Origin of the sequence: Streptomyces fuscichromogenes, from assembly GCF_014645815.1 — a bacterium.
Lineage (GTDB): Bacteria > Actinomycetota > Actinomycetes > Streptomycetales > Streptomycetaceae > Streptomyces > Streptomyces fuscichromogenes.
Window position 1 is genome coordinate 38,534 of the sequence record NZ_BMML01000038.1, and the last position, 14,664, is coordinate 53,197.

The 14,664-nt window shown below is 71.6% G+C and carries 10 protein-coding genes; 3 read left to right on the forward strand and 7 right to left on the reverse strand.

The genetic code is table 11. The annotated features are described in order from the left end of the window. Positions 1 to 2: 2 nt before the first annotated feature. From IEZ11_RS45700 to IEZ11_RS45725, 6 genes are all read right to left on the reverse strand, one after another. Positions 3 to 1,235 (reverse strand): SGNH/GDSL hydrolase family protein, encoded by a 1,233-nt coding sequence (locus IEZ11_RS45700; RefSeq protein ID WP_189269000.1) that lies wholly within the window; start codon positions 1,233 to 1,235, stop codon positions 3 to 5. Further along, the gene (locus IEZ11_RS45705; protein ID WP_189269001.1) at positions 1,232 to 3,571 is read right to left on the reverse strand and encodes a glycosyl hydrolase family 95 catalytic domain-containing protein; all 2,340 of its coding nucleotides are present in this window, start codon (positions 3,569 to 3,571) and stop codon (positions 1,232 to 1,234) included. Before IEZ11_RS45705 ends, IEZ11_RS45700 begins: the two co-directional genes overlap by 4 nt. 102 nt (positions 3,572 to 3,673) lie before the next feature. After that, positions 3,674 to 5,470 (reverse strand): alpha-galactosidase D, encoded by a 1,797-nt coding sequence (locus tag IEZ11_RS45710; protein ID WP_189269002.1) that lies wholly within the window; start codon positions 5,468 to 5,470, stop codon positions 3,674 to 3,676. Positions 5,471 to 5,506: 36 nt separating this feature from the next. After that, positions 5,507 to 5,734 carry a hypothetical protein gene (locus tag IEZ11_RS45715; RefSeq protein ID WP_189269003.1) on the reverse strand — a complete coding sequence of 76 codons (228 nt, stop codon included), beginning with the start codon at positions 5,732 to 5,734 and terminating at the stop codon, positions 5,507 to 5,509. Positions 5,735 to 5,855: 121 nt separating this feature from the next. Beyond that, complete coding sequence (locus IEZ11_RS45720; protein WP_189269004.1) at positions 5,856 to 8,042, reverse strand: alpha-galactosidase; 2,187 nt, start codon at positions 8,040 to 8,042, stop codon at positions 5,856 to 5,858. A gap of 92 nt (positions 8,043 to 8,134) precedes the next feature. Continuing rightward, positions 8,135 to 8,479, reverse strand: a complete 345-nt coding sequence (locus tag IEZ11_RS45725) for a hypothetical protein (protein WP_229713764.1) — start codon at positions 8,477 to 8,479, stop codon at positions 8,135 to 8,137. 190 nt (positions 8,480 to 8,669) lie between these two features. Here IEZ11_RS45725 and IEZ11_RS45730 point away from each other — a divergent pair, with 190 nt between their 5' ends. Both IEZ11_RS45730 and IEZ11_RS45735 read left to right on the forward strand, forming a co-directional pair. Then, positions 8,670 to 9,737, forward strand: a complete 1,068-nt coding sequence (locus IEZ11_RS45730) for an IS110 family RNA-guided transposase (RefSeq protein ID WP_189269005.1) — start codon at positions 8,670 to 8,672, stop codon at positions 9,735 to 9,737. A gap of 301 nt (positions 9,738 to 10,038) precedes the next feature. Further along, on the forward strand, positions 10,039 to 11,193 hold the full coding sequence (locus IEZ11_RS45735) for an ROK family transcriptional regulator (RefSeq protein ID WP_189269006.1): 1,155 nt from the start codon (positions 10,039 to 10,041) through the stop codon (positions 11,191 to 11,193). Between the two features lie 61 nt (positions 11,194 to 11,254). Here IEZ11_RS45735 and IEZ11_RS45740 read toward each other — a convergent pair whose 3' ends face one another. Continuing rightward, entirely contained in the window at positions 11,255 to 13,036 is a 1,782-nt protein-coding gene (locus IEZ11_RS45740) for a M4 family metallopeptidase (RefSeq protein ID WP_189269007.1), read from the reverse strand. Between the two features lie 308 nt (positions 13,037 to 13,344). On the opposite strand from IEZ11_RS45740, the gene IEZ11_RS45745 reads away from it, so the two are divergent. After that, a complete protein-coding gene (locus IEZ11_RS45745) occupies positions 13,345 to 14,571 on the forward strand; it encodes a serine hydrolase domain-containing protein (RefSeq protein WP_189269008.1) in 1,227 nt (408 codons plus the stop codon). Positions 14,572 to 14,664: the final 93 nt, after the last annotated feature.

Genomic DNA, 14,664 nt, shown 5'->3' on the forward strand with positions numbered 1-14,664 from the left:
GCTCAGCGGTCGCAGTCGAGGCTCGCCAGGTCGACGGAGTCGGCCATGGCCTGCATGCCCTTGTCGTTGGGGTGGATGTGGTCGCCGCTGTCCAGGAACGGCGTCATGCGCGCCTGGTCGTAGGGGCTGCGCAGGATCCGGTCGAAGTCGGCGATCCCGTCGAACTCGCCGCCGGTGCGGATGTACTGGTTGACCTGCCGGCGTACGGCGTCGCCCGCCGGGTCCCACTCCGGCCAGCCCTCGTACGGCCCGACGGTCGAGGCGACCACGCACTTCCCGGCCGCGTGCGCCCGCCGGACGATCTCCCGGTAGCCGGCGATCAGGTCGGCCGCGGTGACCCCGGTGTGGGCCTTGATGTCGTTGACCCCCTCGAAGAGGAAGACGGTTCGGACACCGGGCTGGCTGAGGACGTCCCGGTCGAGGCGGTGCACGGCCGCCTGTCCGGCGCCGTCGGCGAGGACCTGGTTGCCGGATATCCCCTCGTCGGCCACTCCCTTGACCTCGGTGTGCGCCTTCTGGAGCCGGCGGGCGAGGTAGTCGGGCCAGCGGCGGTTCAGGTCGCTGGTGGAGGCCCAGCCGTCGGTGATGGAGTCGCCGAGCGCCACCACCGCCCCGGTGTCCGGGTCCGGGGGCCGTACCGAGACCGAGTCCAGGTACCACCAGGAGCCGGTGGTGTCCGTCCAGTTGGCGGCGCTCTCCTCGGCGGTGTGGTCGCCCTGGGTGGTGTAGGACGTCTGCATGGCCATGCCGTGGCCGGTGGCGGGGCCGGCCGCGTCGGGGCTGTGCAGGCTGACCACCAGGTTGCTGCCGGCGGGCAGGGTGCCGGGCAGCGGGTCGCTCCACGCGGTGGCGCCGGCCGGCACGGTGACCGTGCGGGCGCCGTGGAAGGTCAGCCGCCTGTTGCTGCCCGGCCGGAGAGCGGCGCCCTGGCTCTGCAGGCCGGCGTAGACGCTGTCCAGGGTCAGGGGCCGGTCGCCGAAGGCATTGGACAGGCGCACCCGCAGTCCGCTGCCGGCGGCGCTCGTGTGCACGACCAGCCGGTAGCCGCGGTCGGCGGTGCCCTGTCCCAGTCGGTCGGCGGCGGCTCCCCAGGTGACGACGGAGTGTCCGGCGGCGGAGGTGGACCCGGCCGAAGGCATCCACACCGGGGCCGCCTGCGCGGGCCCGGTCTGGCAGGCGACGGTGCTCAGCAGGACGGCGGCGAGGCCGAGGAGGCGGGCGAACCGGCCGGTCATCGCGCGAGGTCCCTCAGCGTGACGGACGCGCCGGGCTTCAGCGTGACCGTCCGGGTCCGCCTGCCGTAGCAGACCGTCGTGGTCCGGCCGCCGACGCTGCGGATCCGGGCCTCGGTGGGCTTGCCGTCCCGCCAGGCCAGGTCGACGACGAAGCCGCCGCGGGCGCCCGCCCCGGTGACCTTGCCGGCGGCGGCCCAGGCGTCGGGGAGGGCGGGCAGGAGTTCCAGGTGGCCGGGGCGGGAGTACAGCAGCATCTCCAGGATCGCGGTCGGGGTGCCGAAGTTGGCGTCGATCTGGAAGATACCCCGGCCCGGCCCGGCCTCGTAGATGTCGAAGAGGTTGGGCGACGTGCCGTTGCCGCCGTTGTCCGAGGGGCGCAGGTTGCGGACGACGAGTTGGTAGGCCTTGTCGGCGTCCTTCAGCCGCGCCCAGCACAGCGAGCGCCAGGCGTTGGCCCAGCCGAAGCTGTCCATGCCGCGGGCGGTGAGCAGGGCGGTGGCGCCCTTGACGATGTCGGCGGGGGTGGTGCCGTCGGGGCGGATCCGGTCGCCCGGGAAGAGGTTGATCAGGGGCGAGAGGTGGCGGTGGGTGGTCTCGCCGAGGTTGTCCGGGGACATCCACTCCTCCAGCCAGCCGGTGCTGGGGCTCACCACCGGCAGGTAGAGGCGGTCGCGGAGCGTGCCGATGGTGCCCGCGTATCCAGCATCCCTCTTCAGCTCGGCGGCCGCAGTACGGAAGTTCCCGAACAGCGTCCACACCTGTTCCTGGGCGTAGGTGATGCCCTTGGCGTCCAGTGGTCCCTGCTCCGGTGACCAGTCGCTGTCCGCGATCAGCACCTCCCGGCCGTCGTCCAGGGTGGTGGTGAGCAGTCGCGCCTCCCAGAACTCGCAGGCGCCCTTGAGCAGGGGGTAGATCTTCTCCAGGTGGGCGCGGGACCGGGTGAACTCGTAGTGCTCCCAGAGGTTCTGGCAGAGCCAGGCGTTGCCCGCCGGGTGCCACCACCAGCCGCCTCCGCCGTAGGGGTTGGTGGAGATGGCGACGGTCCAGCCGGCCACCTCGCCGCTGGAGTTGCGGTAGCGGTTGCGGGAGTCCTGGAAGAGCCGCCGGGTGGTGTCCTGCCAGGACGGGAGCTGGTCGACGCAGTAGTCGGTGTAGGCGTCGAAGCACGGGGACAGGCCGAGCCGGTCTGACATCCAGTAGTTCATCTGGATGTTGATGTCGGTGTGGTAATCGCCCATCCAGTCCGGGTCGTTGCCGTCCAGCCAGATGCCCTGGAGGCCCATGGGCAGGCTGTCGCGCGATCCGGCGATCATCAGGTAGCGGCCGAACTGGGCGTAGGCGGCCTCCAGTTCGGGATCGGGTTCGCCGGTGTCGGCGCGGGCCCGGATACGCGCCCAGGTGTCCAGCTCGCGCTGTTCGGGCGTCGAGGTGCCGAGCGAGAGGTCGAACCGGCCGAACAGCGCCCGGTGGTCGGCGGCGTGGGTGCGCAGCAGCGAGTCCGCCGAGTGCCGGGCGGCGGCCCTGACCTTGGTGCGGGCGAGCGCCACGGGGTCGACGGAGGGGTCGCGGTAGTCGGCGGCGGCGTCCGGTGCGTAGTCGGTGCCGCCGCTGAGCACGACGGTCAGTTCGCGGCAGTCGGTGAAGGTGATGTGCGGGCCGTTCACCCGCACGCTGCCGCCGCTGCCGTACGCCTTGACGGCGGCGCCGTACTTCAGCCCGTTGGCGAAGGACCCGGCGAAGGACTCGGCGGTGCCGGTCTCCCCGTGCGTGCCCTCCAGGGTGACGGTGCCGGTGTAGCGCCCGCCGCCGTCCTGGCCGAAGTGCAGCACGATCACGTCGTCGGGCCGGCTGGCGAACACCTGGCGCCGGTAGGTCACCCCGGAGCGGACGTAGGACGCGGTCACCACGCCGTTGTCGAGGTCGAGGGTGCGGCGGTAGCCGGAGACGGCGCCCAGATCGTGGTCGGGTATCTCGACGAGGAGCCGGGCGAGCAGGGTGAGCGAGCCGAAGTCGGCGCGGCCGTAGGGGAACTGGCCGTCGGAGTCGAGGCTGTCGTTGGGCCCGCCGGTCCACAGCGTGGCGTCGGTGATCAGGAGGAGCTCACGGCCGGAGTCGTTGCTCGCGAGGGCGCCGAGCCGCCCGTTGCCGACCGGCAGCCCCTGCGTGATCATCGACCCGTCGTCGGCGGGCGCCTGCCACCAGAGCCGGTGCCGGGCGGCGGCGAGCGGCTCGGAGGACCGCAACGGGGCGGCGGAGGCGGTGAAGGCGGGAAGCCCGGCGAGGGCTCCGGTGGCGGCAAGGGCGAGGAAGCCACGTCTGCCGAGGCGATTCTGCATGACGGTGTCCTTTTGACGTATGGGGCGACACAACGCGCCCCTTGGGGGCGCGGGGAACTGCGCGACCAGCCCCCACCGGCCCGCAGCTCCCCGACCACGCACTTACCGAGGCGACTTGGGAACGTCGATCCGGTCGACGTCCGGCGCGTATCCTGACCCGCTGTCGAAGCTGATGGTGTTGGCACCGGCCTTCAACACCACCGGCACGCTGACCGTCGCCACGGTCCCCCAGTCCCCGGTCGACGGGAACTTGTGACCGGTTCCGCCCCCGGAGTCGGCGGCGATCACGGCCGACCGGGAGTCACCGCTGATGTAGGCCACCTTCACCAGATACGTACCGGCCTTGTCGACCACCACGTTGTTGAAGGTCAGCTTGCCGCCCTGGTACAGGTTTCCCACCTTCTTCTGCCCGGAGCAGGCGTCGCACCCGGCGACGGACGCGTTGCCGCTCAGCGTGTTGCCGCTCGCCTCGGCCTCGTACCCGGTGGACGTCAGCGCGCTGCCCTTCGGGGTCACGGTGAACAGCCGCGAGCCGTGCGCGGGCAGCGCCTCGGTGATCTTGTTCTGGAAGCCGCCCAGTTCCTCGTGGTTCCACAGGTCCCGCACCGACGCCTTGCCGGTGAAGCCCAGCGCCGTCCAGTCGGCGGTGACCGCCGCGGGCGAGTCGGCGAGGTTGAACAGGGCGACCGTGTACGTCCCGTCGGCGTTCTTGGCGGCCCAGACCTGCTGCGGGTCGGACGGGGTGACCGGCCGGGCCGGCGGGTTGTCGCTCTGGTCGACGCCGATGACCTCGCGGTTGGTCAGCAGCGAGACGCCGTAGTCGTCGAGTTCGGTGAGGTCGTCGCCGGTGAACAGGGGCGACTTGGCGACGGCCCAGAGCGTGGCGTAGCTCTGCCGTTCGGCCTTGGTCAGGCCGTCCATCGCGCCGTTGCCGACGTCGAGGGAGTCGAGGTCGTTCCAGCCTCCGGGGCCCGCCTGGCCGGTCCAGGCCGGGGTGTCGTCCCAGCGGTCGTCGACGGAGTTCTCCCAGCTGACCAGGGTGTTGCAGTAGCACTCGACGTCGGTGTCGATGCGCCAGCCGTTGGTGTACTTCCGCCAGTCGGCGGCGTGCCCGAAGTCCAGGGACCAGGAGACCTCAAGGTGGATCGGGCGGCCGGTGGCGGCGATGGCCTTCTGCCAGGCGGCGACATCGGCAACGTTGTCGTACTGGTCACCGCTCTTGCCGGACCCGGGGCCGACCCCGTCGAGCTTGAGGAAGTCGTAGCCCCAGCCGGCGATCAACCGGGCCTGGGAGTCTATGTACTTCTGCGCGCACGGCCGGTCGAAGTCGATCTTGTACGAGCTGTCCCAGCCGTTGGTGGTGCGCAGGTCGGGATAGACGATGTCGGCGGTGGTGCAGCCGTCGGCGTTCCAGACCGGCGTCCTCCCGTCGCCGTACGCGCCCTTCTCCAGGCCGGCCGGGAGGTAGATGCCGGCCTTGAGGCCCTTGGCGTGGATGTGGTCGGCGACGGCCTTCATGCCGCTGGGGAAGCGGGCGGGGTCGGCCTGCTGGCGGCCGTACCGGTCGTAGCCCTGCTTCCAGTTCCAGTCCATCCACCAGCCGGCGTCGATGTTGACGTAGTCGTAGCCGTACTTCTTCAGTTTGCCCGCCAGGGCGTCCGTCTGCTTGAGGACGTTCGCCTCGGTGAGGTAGCTGTAGTCGCCCTGGTCGTTCAGGCCGGGGTACTTGGACGACTGCATGCTCCAACTGGACCAGCCCATGTAGGGCTTGGCGGCGATCGGGGCGGGCGTCCGGGCCTCGGCGGCGGGCGCGGCGGCGGCGAGGGCCGCGGTGAGTGCCAGTACGAGGACGGCTCTGAGCCCGCGCGCGGGCAGGACGGGATACGAAGGTGACCGCATGGGCCCTACCTCCTGGGTCGGGGGGTGGTGGGCGGCTCAGCCCTGGGGGGTGGAGGTGACGAAGGAGTGGATCGCGGTGGTCGCGGTGGTCGCGTCACGGAGGTGCCAGGCGACGGTCAGGGCTCGTCCGTGTGTGATCTCTTCGGCCTGGTCCACGGCTCCGGAGACGGCCTGCGCGGTGCGGTCGGTGAGCGGCGGCCGGCGGGCATCCGAGGCGGCCGGCGTAGACATCGGAAACGTTTCGCCGCGGGTGGTCGAGCGCATGGCCGGGAACCTATGACCCTTACTTTCCGCTGTCAATAAAAGAAACAGGAATCACCTGAAGATTCTCTGTGAGGCTGTTGAGCCCTCACATGACGGACGGGGCGCGGGCGTTGCCGCCGGATCAGACCGGCATGACCCTCCGGAGTTCCAGCAGCAGGGCCTGCCCGGGGTTGAGGTTCGGCAGCGGCAGACCGGCGATCGTGAGCACGGAGCCGGGCAGGACCAGCCGGTCGTCGAGGGCCGCGGCCGGCCAGGCGGGCCCCGCCACCTGGTGGAAGGACGGCAGGCCCAGCTCGGTGCGCACCCGTACCCGGTAGGCGGCCTCGGCAGCGAGGCCGGGCAGCCGCACGCGCCCGTACTGGCCCTCGGGGGACGTCGCGGGCCGGGCCCAGCAGTAGAGCGCGGCCGAACCGTCGTACGCCACGACCCCGTGCAGCAGCGTCGACTCGTCGGCGAGGTCGGCCCGGACCGTGCGGCCGCCGTGCAGCAGCGGGCGCAGCTCGCGGTGGAGCGCGGTCCAGGCGGTGAGGCGGGCGAGTTCCTCCGGCGGGCAGCGGGTGAGGTCCTGTTCGATGCCGGCGTGCCCGAACAGCGCCGTGGCCAGCCGCAGCGGGTCGGCGCCGACCCGCTCGGTGGTGTGGCTGGTGCGCGGGCCCACATGGGTGCCGACCAGTTCGGGGGGCACCAGCAGCCCGGTCCAGCGCTGGATGGCCTGGCGTTCCACCGGGTCGTTGCAGTCCGAGGCCCAGACCCGGTCGGTGCGCTCCAGGATGCCCAGGTCGACCCGGCCGCCGCCGGCGGCGCAGCTCTCGATCTCCAGCGCGGGGTGCCGCTCCCGCAGGGCGTCGACCAGCCGGTAGAGCGCCACCACCTGGGCGTGTGCCACGGGACGGTCGGTGGTGCCGTGCACGCTCTCGTGGAGTTCCCGGTTGTGGTCCCACTTGAGGTAGGCGATGCCGTACTTCTCCACCAGGTCGTCCAGCGAGTCCAGCAGGTACGGCCAGGCGTCGGAGTTGGCGAGGTCGAGCACGTGCTGGTGGCGGGCGGGCGGGCCGACCCCGCGGGCCGGGCCGAGCACCCAGTCGGGATGCTCGCGGGCCAGGTCGGAGTCCAGGTTGACCATCTCCGGCTCCACCCACAGCCCGAACTCCATGCCGAGCGCGCGCACCTGGTCGACCAGCGGGGTCAGCCCCTCGGGCCACACCACGGGGTCGACGGTCCAGTCCCCGAGCCCGGCGTCGTCCGACCGACGGCCCCGGAACCAGCCGTCGTCCAGCACGAACCGTTCGACGCCGACCTCGGCGGCCCGGTCGGCCAGCCGCAGCAGCCGGTCCAGGTCGTGGTCGAAGTAGACCGCCTCCCAGCTGTTGAGGATCACCGGACGGGGGCCGCGCGGATGGACGGGGCGGGCCCGCACCAGGGTGTGGAAACGGTCGGCGAGACCGTCCAGGCCCTGGTCGGACCAGGCGAAGTGGCAGACCGGGGAGGTGTACGACTCGCCGGGCGCGAGCCGGATCTCACCCGCCCGCAGGAGTTCGCCGCCGCCGAGCACCCCGGCATGGGTGCCCGCGCCCTCCGGCAGCTGTTCGGCCAGATACCGCTGGTCGCCGCTCCAGGCCACGTGCACGGCCCAGACCTCGCCGGCGCGGAAGCCGAATCCGGGCACGCCGACCGCCATGAGGTACGGCGAGTCCAGGCCGGGCTTGCCGCGCCGGACCTCGCGGCTGTGGGTCCCGAAGCCCAGCGGCCGCCGCTGGGGCGAGCGCTCCCGGCTCCACTTCCCGGTGAAGTCGAGGATCTCCGCGGCCCGCCGGGGCAACGGCAGCAGGGTGGTGACCTGCGCCAGGTCGTACGGCGCCGAGTCGGCGTCGGGGCGGCGGGTGAGCTCGGTCCGCACCCCGAGCACGCCCGAGGGCTCCAGCCGGTAGGTGACGGTGGCGTCGAGTCCGGCGCCGGGGTCGGTGAGGTGCAGGGACAACTCCCCGCCCGCCGCGGCCGGGTGGTACGAGCTGCCGGTCAGGCTCAGCCGGGGCGCGGTGAAGGCACCGGCGAGACGGCCCTCGTGGGCCGGGGTGCCGGACCAGCCGTCGGCCTCGGTGGGCCAGACGGTGAACCGGCGCGGGATGTCGACGGAGTTGTTGAGCACGGCGGGTTCACCGGTCAGGGCGAGCGCGGCCAGGGCGTCCTGCGACAGGTCGCCGAGGTCGGTACCCCAGTGCAGGATCTTGGGCACCGGTTCGGTGAGTTCCACCACGAGAGCGGTGCCCGCCGCGCACAGGCCGTGGATCCGCGCCGTGCTGTCGGACATGCAGAGTCCTTTCGGATCGCCCGGCCCCGCCGGACGGGCCCGGTTCACGCGGGCCCGTCCGGCGGCCGGACGGGGGTCGTGCGGGGGCAGGGTCACTTCTTGGCGAGCAGCTGCTTGCTCTGGTTCTGCATCTCCGTGAAGACGGAGTCGTTCTTCTGGCCGGCGAAGTAGGCCTGGAACAGCGGCTGGAGCGCGTCCTGGAGGGCGGCGCCGTTGCCGTAGACCGGGGACGGGCAGAGGACCTTGTCCTTGATCATGTCCGTGAAGACGGACAGGTCCACGCCCGTCCTGGCCAGTGCCTTGGCCGAGGCGTCCATGGCGGCCGGGATCGACGGGAAGAAGGTACCGGTCAGGGAGGCCTTGGACTGGCAGGCCTCGCTGCCCATGTAGGAGACCCAGTGATGATTGCGGTGGCACCGCTCGGAGGCCTGACTCAAGGACTCACTGGCGCTTCGGCTGTCTGTCAAGAGAACCGTCGGCCTGCCGGGCGGTGCCACCGCGCGCGTGCCGGTCAGGCGTCCGTGACCTTGCAGGAGCCCGGCCAAAGGTCCCATCACTGTCTTGTCCGTTCGCCCGACCGACGCGTGCCCTCCCTGACGCGTCGCACGGAAGGACAGCACGTCCAGCATGGCAGCAGACGAGACAGCGGTCATCGGCGGGATCGACACCCACACCGACCTGCACCAGGCGGCCGTGATCGACACCGTGGGCCGGCACCTGGCCACCGAGCCGTTCCCAACCGGTCCCGCCGGCTATGAGCAGCTGCTCGACCGGCTGCGTTCACATGGCGAGGTTCTGGCGGTGGGCATCGAGGGCACAGGCGCCTACGGGGCCGAGCCCGCCCGTTTCCTGACCGCACGGGGTGTCACCGTCATCGAGGTCGACCGCCCCGACCGCAAGGCTCGGCGAGACAACGGCAAGTCCGACCCGGTGGACGCCTACGCCGCCGCGACCGCCGTGCTGTCCGGCCGGGCCTCGGGCATCCCGAAGACCCGTAACGGGATCGTGGAGGCCATCCGCACCCTGCGGGTGGCCCGCAGTTCGGCCGTCAAGGCCCGCACCCAGACCATCAACCAGATCCGCACGCTCATCATCACCGCCCCGGCCGTGGTCCGCGAGAAGCTGCGCGGTCTGGCCACCGGCGACCTCATCGACACGCTGGACCGGTCGCGGCCCGCGGGCGACCTCGCGGATCCGGACTGCGCGGTCAGGGTGACGCTGCGGCGACTCGCCCGCCGCTGCCGGCGGCTGCAAGAGGAGACAGCCGAAGCGGACGCGGACCTCGCACCGCTGGTCACCCGGGCCGCACCGCAGCTGATTGCCCTGCCCGGCATCGGCCCCCAGAGCGCGGGCCAGCTGCTGACCACCGCCGGCGACAACCCCGAACGCCTGCGCTCAGAAGCATCCTTCGCCCACCTGTGCGGCGCCGCCCCACTACCGGCCTCCTCCGGCCGAACCCACCGGCACCGCCTCAACCGGGGAGGCGACCGACAGGCCAACCGCGCCCTGCACACCATCGTGCTGGTCCGCATGCGCCACGACCAGCGCACCCAGGAGTACGTCACCCGACGCACCGCCGAAGGCATGACCAAGAAAGACATCATGCGCTGCCTGAAACGATTCGTCGCCCGAGAGGTCTACCGGCACCTGCCCCGCCATCGCATCACCGCCGAACAGCTCTTCAAAGCTGCTTGACGATCTATAGGAGCTTCTCCCGCTCAGTCTCCAGGAACGGTTCGCTGGGACCAACGGGCGCGTGGGGGCCACGCTCCTCACCGGTACCGGACCGTCCCGTCCGCCCCGACGAGGAGTGCGGCGAATGTAGGCGCACTTTCCTTCCAACGTAAACATAGTCTACCGAGCGGAGAACTCCGACCTTTGGGGAAGTCGCGCAGAGGTTTCGGCCAGCCATCACGGAATGACCTGCGGTTTTCCGGCCAAGAGACCGGACGTATGACCCTTGATTTACTTTCCAATGGAAAGGTAACGTCGCCCCATGACCCTCGCCGACCAGCCACCCGCGGCCGCACTCGTCTTCCAGACCCTGCTCCAGCACGGTCCGCTGAGCCGCGCGGAGCTCGGGCGGCGGACCGGGCTGACCCCGGGTGCCGTCACCAAGGCCGCCGCCTCGCTGATGGCCGACGCCTGGATCGCCGAAGGCGGCCGGCCCAGCACGGAACGGACGAACGGCCGCCCGGCGACCCTCGTCGCGGTACGGCCGGAACGCGCGCTGTTCGCCGGCGTGAAGGTCACCGGGGAGGAACTCATCGGTGTACTGGCCGACCTGACCGCCAAGCCGCTGGCCTCCCATCGGGTGGCGCTGGACTCGCGGGACGTGGGCTCCGTGGTGCTGGCCGTCGCCCGGCTGGTGGAGCGGCTGCGGGTGACCGCGGACCTGCCGGGCGAGGACGCCCTGCACGGCATCGGGGTCACCATCTCGGGTGACGTGGACAGCAGGCTGGGCACGGTCCAGTACTCACCCTTCCTCGACTGGCGCCGGGTACCGCTCGCGCAGTTGGTCGAGGAGGCCACCGGGACACCCACGGTCATCGAGAACGACGTGCGCGCCCTGACCGTGGCCGAGCAGTGGTTCGGGGCCGGCGTCGGCGTGTCGATCTTCGCCCTGGTCACGGTCGGCGCGGGCATCGGCGCCGGACTCTCCATCGGCGGCCGGGTGGTCTCCGGTGCGCACGGCGTGGCGGGTGAGATCGGGCATCTGCCGGTGAGCGGCGTCGAACGGATCTGCACCTGCGGCAACACCGGTTGCGTCGAGGCGGTCGCGTCCACCCACGCGATCGCCGAGCAGGCCCGGCAGGCGACCGGGGACCCGAAGCTGACCATGGACGACGCGGTACGCCTCGCCCACGCCGGGGATCCCACCGTGCGTGCGGTGTTCGCCCGCGCCGGGCACGCCGTGGGCCTGGCCCTGGCCTGTGTCGCCAACCTCATCGGACCGGAGCGGATCATCATCTCCGGCGAGGGCGTGGCCTCCTACGACCTGTTCGCCGACCACATCCGGCAGGCGTTCCTGGATCACGCGTTCGGTGCCGCGGTGGACTGCGACCTCCTGGTCCGTCCGCTGCCGTTCGAGGAGTGGGCGCGCGGTGGCGCGGCGGTCGCGGCCCAGCGCGTGTTCGCTCCCACGAAGTAGCGCCGGTCCGGGTGCCCAGCCCCCCGGCAGGGCACCCGGATCCGACGGCGTGTCGCTCTCGTCAGTGGCGGACGGCCGGCGTGTCGGCCTCGGTGACATCGACCGCGGCCCAGGCCTGGTCGACCGTGCGGTACTCGACACCGCTCGCACCGTAGAGGTCCGCGGCCGCCTTCAGCGTCGCGGTCCGCGCGTCGTGGAAGTCGGTCGAGGAGACCATGTACCGGGTCAGGGCGCGGTAGAAGATCGCCGTGGCCTTGGCGCGGCCGATGCCGGTGACCGTGGACCCGTCGTAGGTCGGCGAGTCGTAGGTGGTGGCGCCGATCGTCTTGCGGCCGCTGCCCTCGGCGAGCAGGTAGAAGGCGTGCGAGGAGACGCCGGAGCCGGCGTGCACCTCGGCGTCGGCCACCTCGGGCGACCAGTAGTCGACGGTGCCCTCGAGGCGGTCGAGCGAGGGGTGGTCGAGGCGGCGCAGGAACTTCTGGCGCAGCCCCAGCTTCTCGCCCAGCAGGTAGTTCGGCGGGTTCTTCGGGTTGTCGGCGAAGAACTCCACGCCGGATCCGAAGATGTCGGCCAGCGACTCGTTGAGCGCGCCCGGTTCGCCGAACTGGTTGCCGTCGCTGTCGACGTACGTCGGTTCGAGCTTGGCGGTGGCGTCCACCACGCCGTGGGTCAGCTCGTGGCCGGTGACGTCGAGGACGACCAGCGGCTTCTTGATCTCGTCGCCGTCCCCGTCGCCGTAGAGCATGCAGCCGCAGGCCGAGTCCCAGAAGGCGTTGCCGACCTTGTTGCCCCAGTGGACCATGGCACGGGCGGGCTTGGAGTTGTTCGCGATGCCCTTGCGGCCGAAGGTCTTCTTGTAGAAGTCCAGGGTCTCGGTGATGCCGTACTGGGCGTCGGCGGCGGCGCTGCCCCGGCTGGTGGTGGTGCCGTTGCCCCAGCTGTCGGTGGTGCTGGTGAACCTGGTGCCCTGGCCGAAGCTCTCGGTCTCCCTGCCCTTGGCGTCCCGGGTCTCGGTGCCGTAGCGGGTGGGGTCCTTGAGCAGGAAGCTCCTGCGGGCGGTCTGCGTGGTGGTGAGCGGGACCTTGCCCACGAAGAGGGACCTGCCAAAGCCGTGGGCGGTCGCCGGGTAGTGGGCGGCGGCCGAGACCGACGCGCCGGCGAGCGCCTGGGTCCGGGTGCCGGTGCCGGCGGCCGGGTCGAGGGTCTCGCCGCGGCGGCGCAGGGTGTCCAGCAGCTTCGGCGAGAGGAACTGGTCGCTGTCCGGCGTGTTGCTGCGTACCTTGCCGGTGAGGGCGTCGACGACGACCGTGCTGGAACCGTTCGCGCCGTCGACCGGCACCTGGTAGGCGAGGGCGGCGGCGCCGTCCCGGGCGTCCACCACGAGCCGGGCGGTGCCGGCGTCGCCGGCGGCGGCCGCTGCGGCCTTCTCCTCGGCCTGCCGGGCGGTCAGCCGCGCCTCGGTGGCGGCGGGCCTGACGGTGTGGTCGGCCGCGCGGGTGACGCCGGTGTAGGCCAACCGGTGGGAAAGATGGACCACGAGGTCACCGCCGAGTACCGGCATCCCCTGGTGGGTGCGGACGAAGCGGACGTGGCGGGCCCCTTCGGGGTCGATCATCACGTCCTGCGGCTGGAGTTCGTCGCCCGCGCCGACACCGGTCGCCGCGGCATGGGCGAAGGCGGCGGTCCGGGCCGCCGCCACCACCTGCGCGGCCGTCACGGCGGAGGCCGCGGCCGACTGTCGTTCCCCCGTCGCGGGACCGGCGAAGGCCGTACCGGCCAGGCCCGTGGCGGCTGTCGTCACGACGACGGCGACCGCCACGCTGCGTATGTGCGCGCTACGCACTGATCAGGGTTCCTTCGTTCGAAGGCGGCCGGGGTCACCAACCGCCTTGCGGCAGGGCGCTGTTGGGCGCCCAGGGGGCTGGTCGGGCCCCGGGCCGCAACCCTTCCGGACGAGTCATGTCCATGTAAAGCGAAATTCGTCGCTTTTCTTGCCTTTCGTGGCAATACTTTGCGAATCCCCACCGCACGGTGATCAGGGAGTGACCAACTGTGCGTCGGCTGTGGAGATGTGACGGGATGCGAGAGGGTTCCCTGAACCGGATGTGACTCATCTCGCATCGAAGGCAGCACGGAGAGGAGCACGTCCGCATGGTCTCGGCAATGGTGTGCAGAAGCGCGGTGCTCGGAGCGGTGACGCTGTCACTGCTCGCGGTCCCGGCCCAGGCGGCGCCCCTGAGGGCGCCGGCCGCCCGCGGCCCGGCCGCCGCGCTGCCGGCGCCCGACACCGCGGGGCTGGCCGCGGTGCTGCGCTCGGTCGTGGCGAAGGGCGCGCCCGGCGCGATGGCCCGCATCGACGACGGCACCCAGGTCCACCGGGCCGCGCAGGGCGTCGCCGACCGCACGACCCGGCGGGCCCTCACCACCACGGACCGCTTCCGGGTGGGCAGTGTCACCAAGACGTTCTCGGCGGTGGTCCTGCTCCAGCTGGTGGACGAGCACAGGCTCGCCCTGGACACATCGGTCAACCACTACCTGCCGGGGCTGCTGCCGGACGACCGCATCACCGTGCGGCACGTGCTGAGCCACCGCAGCGGTCTGTACGACTACACCAACGACCTGTTCGCCAGCAGCGTGTCCGGCTTCGAGTCGGTGCGCGACAAGGTCTTCACCTACCGCCAGCTGGTGAACCTGTCCCTGAAGAAGCCGCGCACCAACGCGCCGGGCGCCGCCTACTCGTACTCCAACACCAACTTCGTGGTCGCCGGCATGCTGATCGAGAAGCTCACCGGGCACAGCGTGCGCACGGAGTACGAGAACCGCATCTTCAAGCCGCTGCACCTGACCGACACCTTCTACGTGCACCCCGACACGAAGATCCCGGGACAGCACGCGAGCGGCTACCTCACCGCGGACCGGGCGGGCGCCGCGCCCGTCGACGCCACGGACCAGACGGTGTCCTGGGCACAGAGCGCCGGCGCCATCATCTCCAGCGCCCGCGACCTCGACACGTTCTACTCGGCGCTGGTGCGCGGCAGACTGACGTCGGCCGCCCGCCTCGCGGAGATGGAGCGCTTCACCCGCGTCAACTCCACCACCTCCTACGGGCTGGGGCTGCGCCGCCGCGACCTGTCCTGCGGGATCTCGGTGTACGGCCACACGGGCGCCGTCCAGGGCTACTACACGTACGCCTTCACCACCGCCGACGGCACGCGCAGCCTCACCGCGCTCGCCAACGCCTCCAACAGCTCCGACGTGCTCAACACGCTGGCGACCACCCTGGAGCCGGCGTTCTGCGGCAAGCAGAGTTCCACGCGCGGCGCGACCGTGCCGCTGGAGCGGGAGGACGTGGCTCCGGCCGCGCCCCGGGAGCAGTAGCGCCGGAAGGCTGCGGACGAGCCGTGACCCGGCCTCGGCCGGGTGAGCGGGGTCGTCGGGAAGCGTCCGGCCGCAAGGCCGGGGGGGACCGAA